This window comes from Corynebacterium sp. c8Ua_99, assembly GCF_039907185.1.
Taxonomy (GTDB): domain Bacteria; phylum Actinomycetota; class Actinomycetes; order Mycobacteriales; family Mycobacteriaceae; genus Corynebacterium; species Corynebacterium jeikeium_D.
On the sequence record NZ_JASBOG010000012.1, the window covers coordinates 1 to 17895 of the forward strand.

A 17895-nucleotide genomic window follows, 5' to 3' on the forward strand; every position below is an offset into this window, starting at 1 on the left:
CCCAAACCCCCGCCCCGCATCCCCACCAACGGCCCCTACAAAAAAATCACCGCGAGAAAGTTCTCGCGGTGATTTCACTGTGCCAGATGATGGATTCGAACCAACGAAGGCAATGCCGACGGATTTACAATCCGCTCCCTTTGGCCGCTCGGGCAATCTGGCGTGCACTCTTAAACGGTGCGAATGGAATGCTACCCACTACTCTGTCATTTACACAAATCGGCAGGTCGAGAGGATATTTCCCTACCTGGATTCACCCCTCAGCAGAGCTCAGCCCAGAGGAGAGCTCACCTCAGAGCAGTGCTCGCCCCTAGGCCCATCTCGCCGATGGAGCTCAATCCACTACCCCACGCGCTCCACGGTGTAGCGAGCAACGTGACGCAGGGCCTCCTTGGCCGCGCAGTCAGGAAGGTCAGCGATGACGCGGTCGGACTCATCCAGCAGTTCATTGACCTTCTCCATCGCGCGAGCCACACCGTTGGTCTGAGCCAGGAGCTCGAGGGCCTCGTCGACAAGCGCGTCGTCGGAGACTGGGCCGACGAGAATCTCACGGAGGCGGTCAGCGGCTGGGGTGTCCTCCTGCAGCGCGTAGAGAACCGGCAGCGTGAAGACGCCCTCGCGCAAGTCAGTGCCCGGAGTCTTGCCGGACTGATCGGTATTGGAGGAGATGTCGATAATGTCGTCGACAATCTGGAAAACGATACCGATTAGTTCGCCATAGCGGCGCAGCGCGTTGGAAATCTCGGCGGACGCACCGGCGTGATAGGCGCCGAGATAACCGGCCGATGCGATGAGCACACCGGTCTTTTCGGCAATGACCTTCAGGTAGCGCTCGATGCGCTCTTCAATCGGCAGGTCCAAGTCGTTGAGGCACTCGCGCATCTGACCTGTGACAAGAACACCGAAGGTCTCAGCGAAGTGAGCCACGCTCTCGGAGCCGAGCTCTGCCAGCAGGCGGGACGCAGCAGCGAAGAGGTAGTCACCGGCCAGAATGGCGACGGTGTTGTCCCAGCGCGAGTTTGCGGAGGGCACGCCGCGGCGCTTATCCGCTTCATCCATGACGTCGTCGTGGTAGAGCGTCGCCAGGTGCGTCAGCTCCAGCACCGTCGCGGCGGTGATGACCTTATCGCTCTCCGGGTTCTCACCGAACTGCGCGGCCAGCATGGTAAACATCGGGCGGAAGCGCTTACCACCAGCGTGAGCTAGGTGGGAAACCCGTTCGACTAGGAAGTCCTCGCCGCGCCCCAGCTCGGTAATCAGGAGGTCCTCGCTCTTGCGCATTCCCTCGGTGATTGTTGCTTCCAGCGCCTCATCAACGAAGTGAGAACTAGTGGCGGTGTGCTCACCAGTGCCCTGAGCACTTCCGGAACTAAGCCCGGAGTAGTCTCCAGTACGCATTCGAGACCTGCCTAACTGACGATAAAAGATAAGAAACTGCTAAATAAACTACCTTACGAGCATAGTGGCTAGCAGACCAGTTCCCATATTTGTTTCAACGTCGTTATACGCTGGGGCAATGACCTCAAGCCCGATTTCGCGAGTTTCCCCCACGTTCGACGGCACCGTCGCTCTACCCAGTAGCACTGACGTGCTCATTGTTGGCGCAGGCCCCACCGGCTCCGCAGCCGCGATTCACGCCGCCCGCGCCGGTTTTTCGGTCACTGTGGTCGACTCCCAGCGCTTCCCGCGCGACAAAACTTGTGGCGACGGGCTCACTCCTCGCGCCATCGCTGAGCTACGTCGTCTAGGGCTTGACGACGAGCTCCTGCGCCGCAACCGCAACCGCGGACTCAAGCTGCACGGCTTCGGCGGCTCCATCACCGCACCTTGGCCAGATGATGCCTCCGGCACTTTTCCCGCTGTCGGATCCGCGATGCCGCGAGTTGAGCTCGACACTTTCTTGCTCAATGCCGCCGCTGATGCCGGTGCGCAGGTCTTTGATGGGCTCGCTGCGCGGAAGGTGGTTCTCGGAGCGCTGAACACTGGCGGCACGCGGGGTCATGGCGTGCGCGAGGTGGAGCTTTCCGACCGCGAGGGCAAGCCACACACCATCTCGGCCCGCTGGTTGCTCGTGGCCGATGGGGTCCGCAGTACCGTCGGCAAGCAGCTGGGGCGTGCGTGGCATCGAGACAGCGTCTTTGGCGTGGCCACACGGTCGTATGTCAGCTTCGACAGCGCGGACGTAGCGGATGACTGGATTCACTCGCACCTGGAACTGCGCAGCTCCGATGGGCAGACGCACCCGGGCTATGGCTGGATCTTCCCCCTGGGCGAGGGCCGGGCGAATGTGGGGTGTGGGGCGCTGGCGACATCGGCACGCCCGGCGCGCACGAATGTGAAGAAGTTGCTGCGCGAGTACCACGGACAGGTGCGCGATCAGTGGCAGATGAGCGAGCCTGAGCACGTGACGTCGGCGTTGCTGCCGATGGGCGGTGCCGTGTCGAATGCGGCGGGGCCCAACTGGGCGTTGCTCGGTGATGCTGCGTGCTTGGTCAACCCGCTCAACGGTGAGGGCATTGACTACGGCATGGAGTCGGCGCGGCTGGCGGTGGAGCTGATTAGCTCGATTGGTGCGGGCCGCGATGGGCTGACGCACTCCTGGCCCGCCCTCCTTCGCGAGCACTACGGCACCGGCTTCTCGCTGGCTCGCAAGTTGGCGCTGACGCTGACGTACCCGAGCTTCCTTCCCACGGTCGGCCCGCTGACCATCGGCGCCCCGTGGGGAAGCCAGCTCATGGGTGTTGCCGCACGCCTGATGGGAAACCTGGTCACGGAACACGACCGCGACGTAGTGGCGCGACTCTGGCGCGCTTCGGGGAGGACAGCGCTGGCCTCCGATAAGTGGTTCGGGCGCCAGCCCTGGCAGTAGGAATCGCTTTACGACGGGCCCTGCGACAGGGCTTTGCTGCGGGCTAGCGAGCTACTGTGCGGGCTTGGTTGCCGAGTGCAGCGCTGCGATACCGAAGGTGAGATTCTGCCAACCGGCATCCTCCCAGCCAGAGGCATTGATGTCGCGGGCAAGCTGCGGCTGGTTTGGCCAGGCGCGAATCGACTCCGCCAAGTACACGTAGGCCTCCGGGTTCGAGGAGACAACCTTGGCGATCTGCGGCAGTGCCCGCATCAGGTATTCCTTGTAGAAGGTGCTGAACACCGGCATCACGGGGGTGGAGAACTCGCAGACTGTTAGCTGGCCTCCGGGCTTGGTCACGCGAGCTAGCTCAGCGAGGCCCGCCTTGTAGTCCACGATGTTGCGCAGACCGAAGCTGATGGTCACCGCGTCGAAGGTGTTGTCCGGGAATGGCAGCTTCATGCCGTCACCGCAGACCTTGGGAACATCGCGGTGTGCACCGGCCTTGAGCATGCCTCGGGAGAAATCACAGGCAACGACGTATGCGCCAGACTTTGCCAACTCCACTGATGAAACAGCCGTACCGGCGGCCAGGTCGAGGACTTTCTGGCCAGGCTGCAGGTTCAGGCGCTTTGCCGTGCGCACGCGCCAGTAGTGGTCAATGCCACCGGTGAGCACGGTATTAGTGATGTCGTAATTCTTCCCCACGCCATCGAACATCGAGGCGACTTCGCTGGGATTTTTCGTTAAATCAGCCCTAGACACGATGTCCAGATTACGCGACCGACTTCTGACGCGTAGCAGCACCTGCATGGGAGGCATCAATCGCATCTGCTGCGACCTTGCTTGACGTCTCGGCCGCGGAAACCCCAGAAACCTCCTCGTAGTGGCGAACCAGGTCTGCACACAGTGCTTCCCAGGTGCGCTCGGTCACGGTGTCGCGGCAGCGGTTGCGCAGCTGCTTACGTGCCAGCTCATCGTCAACGAGCAGCAGCTTGTCGACCGCCTCAGCCAAATCGCGGGTGAAAGTCTTGGGTTCCAGCAGGTAGCCGTTGACGTCGTTGGTAATCAGGTCGCGCGGGCCGCCTGCGTTCGGAGCGATGGCCGGCACACCGGAGGCGTGGGCTTCCTGTACCGCCTGGCAGAAGGTTTCAAAGTCACCGGTGTGGACGAACACGTCCAGACTGGCGAATGCCGCTGCCAACTTATCGCCGGTGAGCTGTCCGGTAAAGACGGCATTCGGCATCTGCTTCTGCAGCTTCTGCAGCTCCGGGCCATTGCCGACAATGACCACCTGGATATCATCGCGGCCGTTCAGCGCTGCCAGCCGCTCCACAGACTTCTCCGCCGCGAGCCTGCCGACATAACCAACAATCGGCTTGCCCTCCGGGCTCCACTGCTTCCTGAGCTCTTCACTACGCTTTGTCGGAGTAAAGCGAACCGCATCAACACCGCGGCCCCAGCGGTAGACATCACGAATCTTGTGATCCTGCAGGTCCTCAATAGTCGGCGACGACGGCGCCAGCGTTCGGGCGCAGGAGTTGTGAATCACGCGCGTCCACAACCATGCGGCCGTGGAGAGCCCCGCCAACTTGTAGTTCTTGGCAAAACCCGCAACGTCCGTCTGATAGATGGCCACAGCCGGGATGCCCAGTGCCTTGGCAGTCAGCGCGCCCGCACCACCGAGCACAAATGGCGAAGCCAAGTGGACAACATCCGGCTTAAACTGCGTCAGCGCCGACGCTACCCGACGGTTCGGCACACCAATCGGTAGCGAATCAATCAACGGCACCATCACAGTGGGCACACGCTCAATGCGGTAGTCGCAGTAGAACTCTGCCTCTTCCTGCCAGTCCCGAGCACCCGGCGCAATCACCAGCGCCTCGTGTCCTTCACGGCGTAAGTGTTCCAACACCCGCAGCACGGAGTTTGTCACTCCATTGATGTTGGGCAAGAAGCTTTCAGCAATGATGGCAACGCGCATGGTGCTAGTTTTCCATCTCGTCGGAAAGCGAAAGTGACCCTCTGTTTACCTTTTGGGGATCTCTTTGTAAACGACGGGTTGCGCGCAACGACAACCACCACAACGGCGCGACGACGAGAAATGTAACCACAGCGATACTGGTCGCCGGGAGAAGTGACAGCGTCCATGTGCGCCCGGCGACGCGGACGACATTGGGATCAGTGCGGTCGTATTCGACGCGGACGCGCTGCCCCTCTTCCAGACCAACGGGATAGAGCAAACCGGTTGGTGGCGACTGAAAATCGCCATTCTCGTCGACGAAATCAACCGTGGTGCGAAGGAGCTCGACCGAGCGCACATTGGCTACGGACTGCCCCATGTTCGACTCGATATTGCGGTCATTAATGAAGCAGCCAACCACCATGGCCAGACACGACAGCAACAGGCAAATCATCACAAAGAGCAGTACCTGACGAAGGAAGCGCGGCCAATTGGCCAGGGCAGTTTTCCACTGCATGGCGGTCGCGACCTCCTATTTTTCTGTCCCTGATTGTTTCCAGCTCTGATTGGATGCTGCCGGCCGGCTAGTGCTTGTCCAGCACCCCAATCTCCGCATTGTATGCCAGCTTGTGGTGCAACTGCCGACGCGTCGCACGTGTGGTCGCCACCTCGATGACGCGGATGCCGTCGACATCGGTATCCGGGTGCAGCTGCGCGAGCAGATCTGGGAGGCGGTCGACACGCACGTGCTCGACTCCGTAAGCCTGGCAGATGCCCTCAAAGTCCACGTCCTGCGGCGTGCCGAAGATGCGCTCAAAGCTTCCCCGCAGAGCCGGGCTGCCCGCCTCCAGCGTCTCGAAAATACCGCCACCGGCATCATTGGCCACCACGATGGTGAGGTTTTCCGGCCTCGGCTCCAGCGGCCCAATTGCCAACGCTGCGGAGTCGTGCTGGAACGTCAGGTCACCCATAAGTGCAATCGTCCGCGGCGGGCGAATCTCGTCGGCATGCTCACGGTCGGACGCCAGCGCAATACCGATTGCCGTCGCCACCGTGCCGTCGATGCCCGCGGCACCTCGTCCCGCATACGTGTTCACACCCGGGAAAGGCAGGCCCGTGTACGACGCATCGCGCACCGGGTTCGACGCGCCCAGCACCACGTTGTCACCCGTGCGCAGGCTATCCGTCAGCGCCGCCGCCACATGAAATCCGGTCAGCGGTTCCTCCGCTTCAATCGACTCGGTAAGCGTCTCTCGCACGGACTTCACCGCCAATTCGCTGGCAGCCTCACAGATTTTCGTCCACTGCGGGTCCTGCTCCCCCACAGTCTGCACATGCCTAACGACGGCCCTTGCGTTCGCCGTCACATCCGGGAACTCCACCCCAAAACCGTGGTTTTCCGCTTCGGAGACAACGGTCAGCTCGATATCCGGATTGGCCAGCAGCTTAGAGATACCTCGGTGCAGCGTCGGCCTGCCGACTAACACAATCTGCTCCGGCAGAATCTGCGCAAAAGTACCCGCCGCGAGCGGGTGAACCGGGTGCGCCGGCGCATATGCATTCGGCTCAGCGATGGTTGGCAGATCCTCCAGTTCTGGCAGGTGCGAGGCATTCGAACCCGCAATCACGAGTGTGCGGCGGCTGATGTCAATTGTGGCTGTGCTAGCCGCGTTGGCCGGGCCGGTTGCGGTGGCCGAGTTGGCTGCGATGGCGGCCGCGGCGACGTTGTTGCTGTTGGTAGGCGCAATCGTGGTCCAGGGGCCGCCATCGGCGCGGCCCTCGGGGATGTCGGCGACGGAGTCGTCGTCAGGCACGAGCGGTTCGACAAAACGGACGTTGAGGTGGCCGGCGCCGGATGCCATGGCGGCGACAACGCGATCAATGCGAGCGCGAATCTGCGCGGCGGTGGCCTTCATGACCGGGGCGGTGCCGTCCAGATCGAACTCGACGACGGAGGCATCAGCGAACAGGCGGTCCTGGACGATGGTCTGGTTCGCGCCAGTGCCTCGATAATGCGCGGGGCGGTCGGCGGTCAGTGCCAGCAGCGGAATGCCCGACGCGGTGGCTTCCACCATGGCGGGCACGAGGTTCGCCACTGCTGTGCCGGACGTTGTAATTACCGGGGTCACCTTGCGGGTGCGCGAGGCCAGGCCGAGGGCGAGGAAGGCGGCGGAGCGTTCATCGATACGTACGTGGAGGCGAACCTTCGCCGCGTCGGCGGCCTGGACCAGAGCGCGGGCGAGCGGGGCGGACCGGGAACCCGGGCACACCACGGCATCGACCATGCCGAGACGCAGCAGCTCATCGACGATGAGGCCCGCTACCACTGCGGATGGGGCTTGTGTGGACTGGACGGCGTGAGTGGTTTCGACCGCGCCGGTGTCCGGGTCTTGAGAGGTGTCCTGGTTATTGTTCACACTCAATAGGCTACTTGCCGGGAGTTACTGACTAGGTTTATGTCAGTTTGGAAGCCGTTTTTCGGGCTCAAAGTGTCATAAACCTAGTCACTTTCTTGGCGTTATAGATGGGTGTACGCCGCGCGGAGGCGGTCGAACCACCAATCGCGGCGGGGGCCCGGCGCGGCGAGCTCGGCCAGGCGGGAAGGGTCGGGCGCGGGGTTGGTGACGGGCAGTCGGCCATCGATAAGTGGCCGGGGCTCGATGACGTCCTCGATAAACAGCGAGGACGTGGCCAAACCCGCCGCGTTCGGCTCCGGCTGCAGCTCGGTAGCAGGCAGGGCCGCCGCCGTGAACAAACCGGCGGCCATACCAACGCCGGTATCCAAGGCGCTGGCGACGGTCACCTTCATCTCCAGTTCCTCGGCCAACCGAAGCAAACGGCGTGGCCCGCCAAGCGGCGCAACCTTCATTACGCCCGCGTCAGCAGCCTGCTCGCGCGCAACCAAATACGGATCCTCGGCCTTGCGAATCGACTCATCGGCAGCAATCGGACAAAACTCCCCCACTGCGTCGCGGACCGCGCGGAGCTCGGCGACAGTCGCAACGGGCTGCTCCATGTACTCCAGCGGCCCCAACTCATGAGCGGCGCGGATTGCCTGCTCCACCGACCAGCCACGGTTCGCATCGACCCGCACGACAGGTTCATAGCCATAAGCTTCGGCCACCGCGGTGCGGACGGCGGCTACGCGCTCGATGTCGTCGTTAAGCGATTGGCCGCTCTCTGCGACCTTGATCTTAAACGTGCGGCACCCGGGGTAGCGCGCCACGACCTCCGGCACCTGGTCGGGTGTGACGGCGGGGATGGTGGCGTTGACCTCGACAAACTCGCGCTTCGGGATGGGCAGGCCGACGTATGCGCATTCGATGGCCGAGCGCAGCCACGCGGCGGCCTCGGACGCCTCGTATTCCAGGAAGGGAGCGAACTCGCCCCAGGTGACGGGGCCGTCGATGAGGAGTGCCTCGCGGGTGGTGACGCCACGGAATTTCACTGCCATGGGCAGCGCGACGACGTGGGCGCGGTCGAGGATGTCATCGATGGGCGGAAGCTGGATGTTGGGCGCAGCGGACACAGACATACCCCTCATGCTAGAGACCTTTATGCTGGAAGCCATGACTGATACCGCGAAGTACTCGACCGATAACCCCTTCCGCCCCGAGCAGTGGAAGACGGTTGATGGTTTTGAGGATTTGACCGACATCACCTACCACCGGCACGTCGGCGAGGGCCGCGAGAACGGCATTGTGCGTATTGCGTTTGATCGCCCGGAGGTTCGTAACGCATTCCGCCCGCATACCGTCGATGAGCTCTACCGCGCGCTCGACCACGCGCGCCGCACCCCGGATGTCGGCGTAGTGCTGCTGACCGGTAACGGCCCGAGCACCAAGGACGGTGGCTGGGCATTCTGTTCGGGTGGTGACCAGCGCATTCGCGGTCGTTCCGGCTACCAGTACGCGACGTCCCACGAGCATGACGACGCTACCGCGGACGCATCCACCATCGATACCGCGCGCGCCAAGGTCGAGGGAGGTCGCCTGCACATCCTGGAGGTGCAGCGCCTGATTCGCACTATGCCGAAGGTTGTTATTGCTGTGGTCAATGGCTGGGCCGCAGGTGGCGGACACTCCCTGCACGTGGTGTGTGACCTGACGCTGGCATCACGCCAGGAGGCTCGCTTTAAGCAGACCGACGCTGACGTGGGATCTTTCGATGCCGGCTATGGCTCGGCCTACCTGGCGAAGCAGGTTGGTCAGAAGTTTGCCCGCGAAATTTTCTTCCTCGGCCGCTCCTACGACGCTGAGACCATGCACCGCATGGGTGCTGTCAACGAGGTCGCGGACCACGCTGAGCTGGAAGATGTCGCGGTCGAGTGGGGTCGCATGATCAACGGTAAGTCCCCGACAGCGCAGCGCATGCTGAAGTTCGCCTTCAACCTGACCGATGATGGCCTGATGGGTCAGCAGGTCTTCGCGGGTGAGGCTACTCGCCTGGCGTACATGACCGACGAGGCCGTCGAGGGCAAGGAAGCGTTCCTGGAAAAGCGCGACCCGAACTGGGACGAGTTCCCGTTCTACTACTAGGGGTTACTGAACCTTCGTAACCTCGAAGCGCTGCTCCGGGTGAACGTAGGCCTCCTGCGCGCGCACGAGCTCCAGCTCGCCAGAGCCGGACTCGTGCGTGACCTTCAGCAGCTCAAAGATGCTGGCCGCGGTGTTGCCCAACGCGACCGACAGGTCACCGTCAATACCGCGACCGCGCAGCAGGTTGCCCGCAAACAGCGCAGCCGTGACATCGCCGGAGCCGTTGCGCTTTAGCGGCAAGTATGGCGTCGCCACCAGCCATGCGCCCGAGCCGTTGACGGCGAGCATCTCAATCTCGCCCTCCTTGCGCTCCGGACGCAGCACGCTGGTGACCAGCACGGCCTCCGGGCCCATCTCACGAGCAGCATGGGCTGCCGCAATGGTGGACTCCAGGTCGTTGACCTCGCGGCCCGTCAGGTATCCCAGCTCAAACTGGTTCGGCGTAATCACGTCTGCCACCGGCACAACCTTGTCGCGCAGCAGCGGCGGAATGTCATCCGAGACGTGGCAGCCGCTCTTGGCATTTCCCATCACCGGGTCACACGAGTAAATGGCCTTCGGGTTGCGCTGCTTGGCCATCGCCACGGCCTCGATGATGACATCCGCAATATCGCTACCGCCCTGGTAACCGGAGATAATCGCGTCGACGTCGTCAAGCTTGCCCAGCTCATCGATACCCTTGATAACCTCGCGCACATCCGTGGCCGGAATCATCGGGCCGCGCCACTGGCCGTAGCCGGTGTGGTTGGAGAAATCGACGGTGTGGACCGGCCACACTTCAAAACCTGCGCGCTGCAGCGGGAAAACGGCAGCGGAGTTACCCACATGGCCGTAGCTCACATGCGACTGGATGGACAGGATCGAGGGCACGCGGTTGAACTCCGCGACGGCTTCAGCTGCCTTTTCGGTAGGGACCTGATTTTCGTTCATTCCTCTATATTGCAACGGATGCACGAAAATCCCATATCCCCTAGTAGGCGCTGGGGCGACGTCGGCTGGCTTTGAGCTCGGAGCGGCGTTGCTTCTGCGCTTTACGACGCGCAATCGAGGCCCGACTCGGCCGAGTCCGCCGGCGCCTCGGAGGCGGTGGCTGCACGGCTTCCCGAATGAGATTCGCCAAGCGACGCCGGGCTTCCGCGCGGTTGCGCACTTGGGAGCGCTGCGTGGTGACGGACACGGTGAGTGTCGTGCCGTCGAGTCGGTGGCTGAGATTCTGGAGAGCGCGGCGGCGGTAGACGTCGGAAAGCACGCTGAGCTCGGCGATATCGACCGATAGCTGCACCTTGGAATCCGTGGTGTTAACGCCCTGACCGCCCGGCCCTCCGGAGCGCGCGAAGCGTTCGGTGAGCTCCGCCGCGGGGATGACGAGGCCCTTTGGGATGCCGGGACCTGGTGGGATGTTCAGGGGTTTCATGGTGGCCAGTGTAGAGGGCGCGTTTGTAATCAGGGCGCGTTTCCTCTAATCCGCGGTTAAACAACAAATACTCACCTAAGCTGGCAAATAACATTTATCCACTTATAAAAACAGCAAGAAAAGGCAGGATTGAGACACCATGGCCACTTCTGATTCCCCGTCCATTTTCATCTCCGGCGGCGCGCAGGGCATTGGCCGCGCGGTGGCCGAGAAGTTCCTGGCTGCAGGCTGGACCGTCGGCGTCTACGACATCAATGAGGATGCCCTGGCGAAGCTCAAGGCTGAGCGCCCGGAGGTAATCGTCGGCAAGCTGGACGTGACGGACTTTAAGCAGTGGGAGGACGCGCTTGCGGACTTCACCTCCCACACCGGCGGCAAGCTGACGGTGCTGGACAATAACGCGGGCATCATCGGCGATGGCGATATCACTGACCAGTCACCGGAGATTATCCGCGCGCAGGTGGACATCAACTGCACCGGCCTGACACTGGGCGCGAAGGCGGCGCACCCGTACCTGAAGCGCACTAAGGGGTCTCACCTGGTCAACATGGGTTCGGCTTCGGGCATTTACGGCCAGCCGCACATCGCGCCGTACTCCGCGTCGAAGTTCTACGTCTCTGGTCTGACGCAGGCTCTGGATCTGGAGTGGCGCAAGGACAAGATCCGCGTCGTCGCAATCATGCCGCTGTGGGCGAAGACCAAGCTGGCGGACGTTTCCGCCGGTTCCACCCGTCGTCTTGGCGTGCGCATTACGCCGAACCAAGTCGCTGATGCTGTGTGGAAGGCAACGCACCCGCAGAACTTCATTGAGCGCCAGCGTCACTTCTACTCGGTGTCGGCGGCAGACTTTATCCTGCGCTACCTGGGCAAGATTGGTCCGCAGTTCCTTTCCCGCCCGGTTAACGCAATCATCGCGGGTTAAGAGGCAAACTAGACCTATGCTCTTCGATCAACTCCCGCGCGACGATGCCCGCATCACGCCGGGAGTTGTTCATTTGCCGGGATGGCTTCCCCTGGACCGGCAGGCGGGCATCATCACGCAACTCCGCGACATCGCCCGCGACGTTGCCGGCACTCCCCTGGCCATGACTCGCCCGCAGCTCAAAAGTGGTCAGATGCAGGTCTTTATGCTGCATCTCGGCCGCATGTGGGCCACCAATCCCTACCGCTACGTCACGCACGCAGGCGGCGTTCGCGTCCCGCCCGTGCCTGACAACCTGCTACAGCTCGCTACCGAAGCACTCGGCGCTGCCGCGCTTTACGACGAATCCCTCAGCCAGTGGCCCACCACTTTTCGGCCCGACATGGCGTTGGTCAACTACTACCCGCCCGGGGCCACCATGGGGATGCACCAGGATCGAAACGAAAACTACCCTGCCCCGATTGTGTCACTCTCTATCGGCGATGAGGCTCTGTTCCGCATTGGCGGGACTGAAAACCGCAACAAACCCTGGGATGACGTGACTCTCGCCAGCGGGGATGTGATTGTGTTTGGTGGTCCGAAGCGGCTTGCGTTTCATGGTGTGCCCAAGACTCGTCCGGGCACGCTGCCGGAAGGGTGCGGGCTTAAAGAGGGCCGCATCAACATCACATTCCGGCAAGTGGAAAACTCACACTAAACCGCGCAAGCCACCGACCGCTAGCCTAGACACATGCAGCGCACCGCTTCCTCCATGCACGCACAGCCTGCCACCGCGCAGACCCCTGCCCCACTCGACTGGCGCAGCCGGGTACGTTTCTTTGTCGGCTCGTTCCCAACTGCCGATCTCGCTATTGCGACTGCTTTCCTGCTGTGCTGCTGGTTGAGCATGACGCCGCTACTTACTTATGGCCCGAGCTTTACTTATGTCACCAATGTGATTCTGTCCGCGATGATTGCCGGGGCCGCAGCGTTTCGTCGTAAAGCAGTGCGTGCATCGTTTGTGGTTACGTACAGTGCCCTAGCGGGTCTCGCCTTGCTGGTGTGGCTATCCCCAGTGAACCTTGGGCTAGACCCCATTATTGTTGCTGCCCCACTATCTCTATGGGCTGTGACCAGGTGGGAACCGAATCGCACCTGGGGCATCGTTGGGCTGTTTTTAGGGTTGATTGGCAGCTTCCTCAACCCGGCAGTTCCTGCCTTCGGCTTTACCCCGGAACGACTATTGGTCTTCGGACTACCGGCGGTGCTTATCACGGCGAGCGCGTACGCAGTGCCACTATGGCTGCGCATCAACGCCGAGGAACATGCCGCGGAGTTGGAGAACGTCGTGGCGCTCAACAAGCTGGAGTTGTCCAGGGAGCTTCACGACGTCGTGGGGCACGGACTCACCTCTATTAAGGTTCAGGCCCAAACCGCTCTGTACCTGGCGGAGATGGATGGCTCACGAGCGGAATCCGCTGCTGAAAAGACCACGCTGGAAGGTATTGCCCAGACCGCAGACCAATCGTTGCGGGATGTGCATGCGCTTGTCGATGCGCTACGTGATGGCGGCGAGATTAGCGCTGACCCGAATGAGATTCCGCGTCTGGTTGCGGCAGTTTGTCCGCCGGGTCGCGATGTTTCGGTGACTCTGCCGGAGTCTTATGGAGACCTGGCGGATTGGCCACTCGCGAAGCGTTTGACTTTGGTGCGGGCAGTGACGGAGTTGGCCGCGAATATGGCCAAGCACTCATCGGGCGCTGGTCAGCTGGCACTGGTAATCGATCCACCTGCCGATGCTGATGACAGCCCGGCGCGGGTTCATTTGGTGACTGCAAACCGGGCTGAGAGCGAAACTTTGGAACCCAGGAAGCGAGCTGGCGCTGGCCTGATTGGTCTGGATGAACGCGTGGCTCAGCTCGGTGGCGAGATGACTTATGGTGAAAGCGACGGCATGTTCCGCGTCAGTATTCGGCTGTAAGCGGTTCGACCGAAGCAGGGCTGACTGTCAATCCTGTTGAGAAAGACGAGCAATGGATGTAATTCGAGTATTAGTGGCTGAAGATCAGGCTTTGATTCGGCAGTCTTTCGCGCAGCTTATTGATGCCCACCCGCAGATGAAAGTCATTGGTGCCGTGGGCGACGGCACCGAGGCTGTGCGTCTTGCCTCCGGAGCCGATGTGGTCGTCATGGACATTCGAATGCCCGTGATGGACGGTATCGAGGCCACACGACAGATTGTGCAAGGCGTGCCGTCCGGAGGTGCGGCTCGCGCTTCCACTCCAAAAGTCTTGGTACTGACCACTTTCCGCGAAGAAGACCTGGTGCTCGGCGCTTTAGAAGCTGGGGCCGCAGGCTTTTTGCTCAAAGACTCCAATCCCCGTGAGCTGCTTTCGGCCATCATGCGTATCCACCGTGGTGAAGGAGTCATCGATCCGAAGGTGACGCCGATGGTGTTGCGGCATGTTTCACCGCGCGCACCGCACTCAGGGCGGCCAGCGAGAGCGTTCTCGACGCATGGCGCTGACTCAGACCCCACTCACACAGGAACCCAATTCACACCCCGCGAACAGGAGATTTTGAACCTCGTCTGCCAAGGGCTTTCCAATGACGAAATTGCTCGCAGGTTGGTTGTCGCCACGACGACAGTGAAAACCCATGTGAAATCCCTGTTGACCAAGACGGGCTCACGCAGTCGCGTGGATCTTGTCATTTGGGCTGCGAAAAACGGGCTGCTGTAGCTTCTCCTCGCTATCGCCTCCTCCCTAGGGAGGATATTTCCGCCACCTCATCCTCAGGGAGGGCGCGAACCGTGCCAAACACTCCTATTACTTAAGGCATGAACGCACCAACCCCCACCTCAGGCCCTTCCGCAGACGCCGCCGCTCCCCTCCTCCAGCTGCGCGGCATCACTGTCTCCTACGGCAAGAACGAACCTGTCCTGAACGGCCTCGATATGAACGTCCGCGCCGGCGAGGTCTACGGACTATTGGGACTCAACGGCGCAGGTAAATCCACGTTGATGAGCACGGTGCTTGGGCTAATTCCCTACTCCGGTGAAATCAGCATCGCGGGACACCCGTGGTCCGTTGTCGACCTGGACCGCATCGGCGCCTCCATCAATGGCCCGGCGTTCTACCCACAGCTCTCAGCCACCGACAATCTCAAAGTGCACGCACATCTGACCGGCACGGGCAAGAGCCGTATCGCCGAAGTCCTCGACTTGGTCGGGCTTCATGCTGGTAACAAGCGTGCCCGCGCTTTCTCAACGGGCATGAAGGTTCGTCTTTCCCTGGCGATGGCGCTGCTCACCGACCCCGACATTGTGCTTCTCGACGAGCCCACCAACGGCCTCGACCCCGAAGCTATCGTGGGCCTGCGCACCTTGTTGCGACATCTTGCCGCTAGTGGCAAGGCCGTCGTGGTGTCCTCCCATCAACTCGGAGAAGTCGAAAAGAGCGTTGACCACCTTGGTGTCCTCGCCGGTGGCCGACTGGTCTACGAAGGCCCGCTGACTGACTTTGCGGCCTCTGGTCAATCCCTCGAGCAAGCTTTCTTCACCGCAGTAGGTGTTGCCCGATGAGCACTCAACCGCACACGCGCACTCTTAACACGCGCACCGTTCCTACTCGCCGCTACTTCCGCGCCGAGCTACTGCGGGCGAAGTGGTCGCTCACCATGTTTCTGCCCATCATCATGGTGGCAATCGCGCTGGTCAGCATGGTCTTCTCTACAGGTGTTGACGCCACCGCCATGGCGAGCGCCCACATCTACTCGCTTATCCTGCTTCCTCCCCTGGCTGCTGTTACGGCCGTCGTCGGCCAAAACCGTGAAGAAAAGCTCCGCCAAGGCGGCCTAATCTGGTGCAATATCTCGAGCACTCGAGTGCTCCTCGCGCGCGCCGCTACTGTCATCGCCTCCGCGGCCCTCGGCCACGCACTGATGGCCACTCTCCTTGCCCGGAGCGTGAGCACCGCATTGCAATTCACGATCTTCAACACTTTGTCATTCTTCGTGTTCTGGGCATTCGGCCTTGCCCTATGGCGCCTTGTGCCACGCGCAGCTCTCTTCTTTGCTCCACTGGCTGCCATCGCTTGGGCCATCGCAGGAACACTGGATGCCATGAGCCCAAACTGGCAAATTCTCCCGTGGACCTGGGCAATCCGCCCAACGTTACCTATCCACGGAGTGCAGGCTAATTCCATCTCGGCTCCCGCAGACAGCGAGATCTGGGACATCGCCATCCTGCCGCCCACACTGCTGCACTTGCTCCTCGGGCTAGGCTTCTTTGCCATCGCGTTGCTTGCGCACGGAAAACCTCTCAGCTTGCCGACGGGCCGGGAACGCAGCACTTCGTCGTTAAGCCATGGCATGAGCGCGACCCTTCCCTGGCGCACCTGGTGGAGTCTCGCAGCGCTGATGCTTGCCGGACTTGCGGTCGTGCGTGTGGTGTGGAACCCGGAGTATGCGCTGGGGCTGCTGAGTTTCGTCTGCGTGCCGACGGCCGCAACCATGGTGGCCATCATGACATGGACTTCGCAAGCCGATGCCTGGCCAGCACTGATGTATCGGCGTGCGCGACGCAGCATCACGCTCCGACTGTTTGCCTTGGATATGGCGTTTCTCGTACCGGTGCTCGTGGTTGCGGTGGTTATCAGTGGTGCAGGCGGCGAGACCAATAGCCAGACCGGCATTAACCCCTGGCCGTACCAGGCGGTAATCGCGTCTCTTGTGGCCGCGATGATTGTGGCCGTGACCGGCTTACTTGCGCGTCGAAGTGTGGCGGCCGCAATCTTTGTCTCGGTGGCGCTCGGCGGTTGGGCGGTGATGGTTGGCGGTGATGTCCTCAGCGCCTCACCGCTGTGGTGGACCTCGGAATGGGGATGGACTTGGGTAGTCCGTGATTACCCCGATCGGTGGCCAGTGATGGTTCTCGTGTCCGCCATTGTGATGGCGGCGTTCGTGGCTTGGGCTCGGGCGACATCATTGAAGGCGATCCGATCCCAAGACTGACGGCGGCGCTACGAGCAGCCCACCTACTACTCGATCGCCTCGCGAACCTCTTCGACACTGAGGTTGGAGTCTTCAATCTCCTCGCGGGCCTCCTTGTTCCGGCCACGGCGGACCAGACGGAAGATGCGCTTGCGGCGGGAAGTCTCTTCACTGATGCGCTCGCGGCCGCGCAGCCAGGCAATGAGCATGACGGTAATGAGCAGCAGCCCGATGTAGCCCAGGATTGGGTAGACCCAACCGATTAGGTTCTGGAAGCCCATGAAGCTCAAGGCGAAACCGAGGAGAACCAGGCCGACGTAGACAATCTTGAACTTTTCCGGGTGATTTGCGGTGACGCGACGCCCCAGTGCGTAGAACATGCCAAGTGCCGTGTTGAAAATCATACCGAGAATAACCACGGCCATTGCCTGACCAAGCCACGGGTGCAAGCGGTTAATAACGGTGAGCATTGGCACGGCATCGGTTGCGACAGTACCAACGGTGTGGAACAGCGTGATGGTGGTAATCAGCAGCATTGCGGAGTACACCAAACCGCCAACGAAACCACCGGCACCTGCGGCGCGGGGATTGAACAAGTTGCCGCCAATAACAATCGCCATGGAGACCGCAACCATCAGGTTAAAACCGACATAGTTCACTGCGGCGACAACCCAGTTCGGCAGAGTAGTCGGGACTTCTGCGATGGCAGCTGCCTGCTCCGCGGCTGGGGTGGCATCGGTGAACGCCAGCGTATAAATACTGGCCAGCAGGATAAAGCCAACGATAAACGGCGTGATGGAACCGATCACAGTGGTCACGCGATCGACGTCGAGGAAACCGGCTGCGATGGTCACTAGCACCATCATCACGGCACCAATCCACACGGGGATGCCCCACTGCTGCTCCATGTTGGCACCGGCACCGGCGAACATAACGAACCCCGTGGCGAAGAGCGTGATAATCACGCCGATGTCCAGTACTCGCGAAAAGATGGGATGCGATACGCGTCGGAATACTTCACCGTGCTCGCTGGCCTGGAAATAGCTTCCCAGCTGCAAAATGATCATCGCCATCAGGCTCATGATCACCGCTGAGAGAACGGCACCCCAGACACCATCGATGCCAAAGGCGACGAAGTATTGCATGATTTCCTGACCCGTCGCAAAGCCCGCGCCGACGACTACGCCGACGAAAGCAAATGCAACGCGCAGTACTTGCTTCACCACAAGGGTTCACTCC

At 61.5% G+C, this 17895-nt stretch carries 17 protein-coding genes and 1 tRNA gene; 8 read left to right on the forward strand and 10 right to left on the reverse strand.

Features of this window, described 5'->3' with window-relative positions; all coding sequences use genetic code 11:
• Nucleotides 1-80: 80 nt before the first annotated feature.
• Nucleotides 81-162: transfer RNA gene (locus QKE19_RS07795), tRNA-Tyr, on the reverse strand.
• Nucleotides 163-342: 180 nt separating this feature from the next.
• Nucleotides 343-1398: a polyprenyl synthetase family protein gene (locus QKE19_RS07800; RefSeq protein ID WP_049172333.1), complete on the reverse strand. Its 1056-nt coding sequence runs from the start codon at nt 1396-1398 to the stop codon at nt 343-345.
• Nucleotides 1399-1516: 118 nt separating this feature from the next.
• Between QKE19_RS07800 and QKE19_RS07805 the strand changes: the two genes are divergently transcribed.
• Nucleotides 1517-2869, forward strand: coding sequence for a geranylgeranyl reductase family protein (locus QKE19_RS07805; RefSeq protein ID WP_347890745.1), 1353 nt, complete (start codon nt 1517-1519; stop codon nt 2867-2869).
• A 51-nt stretch (nt 2870-2920) separates the two neighbouring features.
• On the opposite strand, the gene QKE19_RS07810 is transcribed toward QKE19_RS07805, so the two are convergent.
• From QKE19_RS07810 to QKE19_RS07830, 5 genes are all read right to left on the reverse strand, one after another.
• Nucleotides 2921-3613, reverse strand: coding sequence for a demethylmenaquinone methyltransferase (locus QKE19_RS07810; RefSeq protein ID WP_042388380.1), 693 nt, complete (start codon nt 3611-3613; stop codon nt 2921-2923).
• 10 nt (nt 3614-3623) lie between these two features.
• Complete coding sequence (locus tag QKE19_RS07815) at nt 3624-4832, reverse strand: glycosyltransferase family 1 protein (protein ID WP_016422034.1); 1209 nt, start codon at nt 4830-4832, stop codon at nt 3624-3626.
• 4 nt (nt 4833-4836) lie between these two features.
• Nucleotides 4837-5328 carry a DUF3592 domain-containing protein gene (locus tag QKE19_RS07820; protein ID WP_049192993.1) on the reverse strand — a complete coding sequence of 164 codons (492 nt, stop codon included), beginning with the start codon at nt 5326-5328 and terminating at the stop codon, nt 4837-4839.
• A 67-nt stretch (nt 5329-5395) separates the two neighbouring features.
• Nucleotides 5396-7138 carry a 2-succinyl-5-enolpyruvyl-6-hydroxy-3-cyclohexene-1-carboxylic-acid synthase gene (gene menD, locus QKE19_RS07825; protein WP_347890769.1) on the reverse strand — a complete coding sequence of 581 codons (1743 nt, stop codon included), beginning with the start codon at nt 7136-7138 and terminating at the stop codon, nt 5396-5398.
• A gap of 191 nt (nt 7139-7329) precedes the next feature.
• Nucleotides 7330-8355 (reverse strand): o-succinylbenzoate synthase, encoded by a 1026-nt coding sequence (locus tag QKE19_RS07830; protein WP_347890747.1) that lies wholly within the window; start codon nt 8353-8355, stop codon nt 7330-7332.
• Nucleotides 8356-8380: 25 nt separating this feature from the next.
• Between QKE19_RS07830 and QKE19_RS07835 the strand changes: the two genes are divergently transcribed.
• Entirely contained in the window at nt 8381-9349 is a 969-nt protein-coding gene (locus tag QKE19_RS07835) for a 1,4-dihydroxy-2-naphthoyl-CoA synthase (RefSeq protein WP_042389125.1), read from the forward strand.
• Nucleotides 9350-9352: 3 nt separating this feature from the next.
• On the opposite strand, the gene pdxY is transcribed toward QKE19_RS07835, so the two are convergent.
• Nucleotides 9353-10279, reverse strand: a complete 927-nt coding sequence (gene pdxY / locus QKE19_RS07840; protein WP_232250834.1) for a pyridoxal kinase PdxY — start codon at nt 10277-10279, stop codon at nt 9353-9355.
• Between the two features lie 40 nt (nt 10280-10319).
• Nucleotides 10320-10763: an alternative ribosome rescue aminoacyl-tRNA hydrolase ArfB gene (gene arfB / locus QKE19_RS07845; RefSeq protein WP_070858377.1), complete on the reverse strand. Its 444-nt coding sequence runs from the start codon at nt 10761-10763 to the stop codon at nt 10320-10322.
• A gap of 139 nt (nt 10764-10902) precedes the next feature.
• On the opposite strand from arfB, the gene QKE19_RS07850 reads away from it, so the two are divergent.
• The 6 genes from QKE19_RS07850 (at nt 10903) to QKE19_RS07875 (ending at nt 16677) form a co-directional block, all read left to right on the forward strand.
• Nucleotides 10903-11685 (forward strand): SDR family oxidoreductase, encoded by a 783-nt coding sequence (locus QKE19_RS07850; protein ID WP_070546372.1) that lies wholly within the window; start codon nt 10903-10905, stop codon nt 11683-11685.
• A 16-nt stretch (nt 11686-11701) separates the two neighbouring features.
• Complete coding sequence (locus QKE19_RS07855) at nt 11702-12382, forward strand: alpha-ketoglutarate-dependent dioxygenase AlkB (RefSeq protein ID WP_070546371.1); 681 nt, start codon at nt 11702-11704, stop codon at nt 12380-12382.
• A gap of 33 nt (nt 12383-12415) precedes the next feature.
• Complete coding sequence (locus QKE19_RS07860) at nt 12416-13645, forward strand: histidine kinase (RefSeq protein ID WP_347890749.1); 1230 nt, start codon at nt 12416-12418, stop codon at nt 13643-13645.
• Nucleotides 13646-13697: 52 nt separating this feature from the next.
• A complete protein-coding gene (locus QKE19_RS07865; protein ID WP_347890750.1) occupies nt 13698-14405 on the forward strand; it encodes a response regulator transcription factor in 708 nt (235 codons plus the stop codon).
• Between the two features lie 98 nt (nt 14406-14503).
• Nucleotides 14504-15247 carry an ATP-binding cassette domain-containing protein gene (locus QKE19_RS07870; RefSeq protein ID WP_049190568.1) on the forward strand — a complete coding sequence of 248 codons (744 nt, stop codon included), beginning with the start codon at nt 14504-14506 and terminating at the stop codon, nt 15245-15247.
• Nucleotides 15244-16677 carry a hypothetical protein gene (locus tag QKE19_RS07875; protein WP_347890752.1) on the forward strand — a complete coding sequence of 478 codons (1434 nt, stop codon included), beginning with the start codon at nt 15244-15246 and terminating at the stop codon, nt 16675-16677. The genes QKE19_RS07870 and QKE19_RS07875 overlap by 4 nt, the downstream gene beginning before the upstream one ends.
• 26 nt (nt 16678-16703) lie before the next feature.
• Here the strand turns inward: QKE19_RS07875 and QKE19_RS07880 are convergent, their stop codons facing one another.
• On the reverse strand, nt 16704-17882 hold the full coding sequence (locus QKE19_RS07880) for a hypothetical protein (RefSeq protein ID WP_347890753.1): 1179 nt from the start codon (nt 17880-17882) through the stop codon (nt 16704-16706).
• Nucleotides 17883-17895: the final 13 nt, after the last annotated feature.

Coding starts and splice junctions, on each gene's coding strand:
- QKE19_RS07855 (WP_070546371.1), top strand. CDS start 11,702: ATGCTCTTCGATCAACTCCCGCGCGACGATGCCCGCATCACGCCGGGA.
- QKE19_RS07865 (WP_347890750.1), top strand. CDS start 13,698: ATGGATGTAATTCGAGTATTAGTGGCTGAAGATCAGGCTTTGATTCGG.
- QKE19_RS07835 (WP_042389125.1), top strand. CDS start 8,381: ATGACTGATACCGCGAAGTACTCGACCGATAACCCCTTCCGCCCCGAG.
- QKE19_RS07815 (WP_016422034.1), bottom strand. CDS start 4,832: ATGCGCGTTGCCATCATTGCTGAAAGCTTCTTGCCCAACATCAATGGA.
- QKE19_RS07875 (WP_347890752.1), top strand. CDS start 15,244: ATGAGCACTCAACCGCACACGCGCACTCTTAACACGCGCACCGTTCCT.
- QKE19_RS07870 (WP_049190568.1), top strand. CDS start 14,504: ATGAACGCACCAACCCCCACCTCAGGCCCTTCCGCAGACGCCGCCGCT.
- pdxY (WP_232250834.1), bottom strand. CDS start 10,279: ATGAACGAAAATCAGGTCCCTACCGAAAAGGCAGCTGAAGCCGTCGCG.
- QKE19_RS07830 (WP_347890747.1), bottom strand. CDS start 8,355: ATGAGGGGTATGTCTGTGTCCGCTGCGCCCAACATCCAGCTTCCGCCC.
- QKE19_RS07860 (WP_347890749.1), top strand. CDS start 12,416: ATGCAGCGCACCGCTTCCTCCATGCACGCACAGCCTGCCACCGCGCAG.
- QKE19_RS07820 (WP_049192993.1), bottom strand. CDS start 5,328: ATGCAGTGGAAAACTGCCCTGGCCAATTGGCCGCGCTTCCTTCGTCAG.
- QKE19_RS07850 (WP_070546372.1), top strand. CDS start 10,903: ATGGCCACTTCTGATTCCCCGTCCATTTTCATCTCCGGCGGCGCGCAG.
- QKE19_RS07800 (WP_049172333.1), bottom strand. CDS start 1,398: ATGCGTACTGGAGACTACTCCGGGCTTAGTTCCGGAAGTGCTCAGGGC.
- arfB (WP_070858377.1), bottom strand. CDS start 10,763: ATGAAACCCCTGAACATCCCACCAGGTCCCGGCATCCCAAAGGGCCTC.
- QKE19_RS07805 (WP_347890745.1), top strand. CDS start 1,517: ATGACCTCAAGCCCGATTTCGCGAGTTTCCCCCACGTTCGACGGCACC.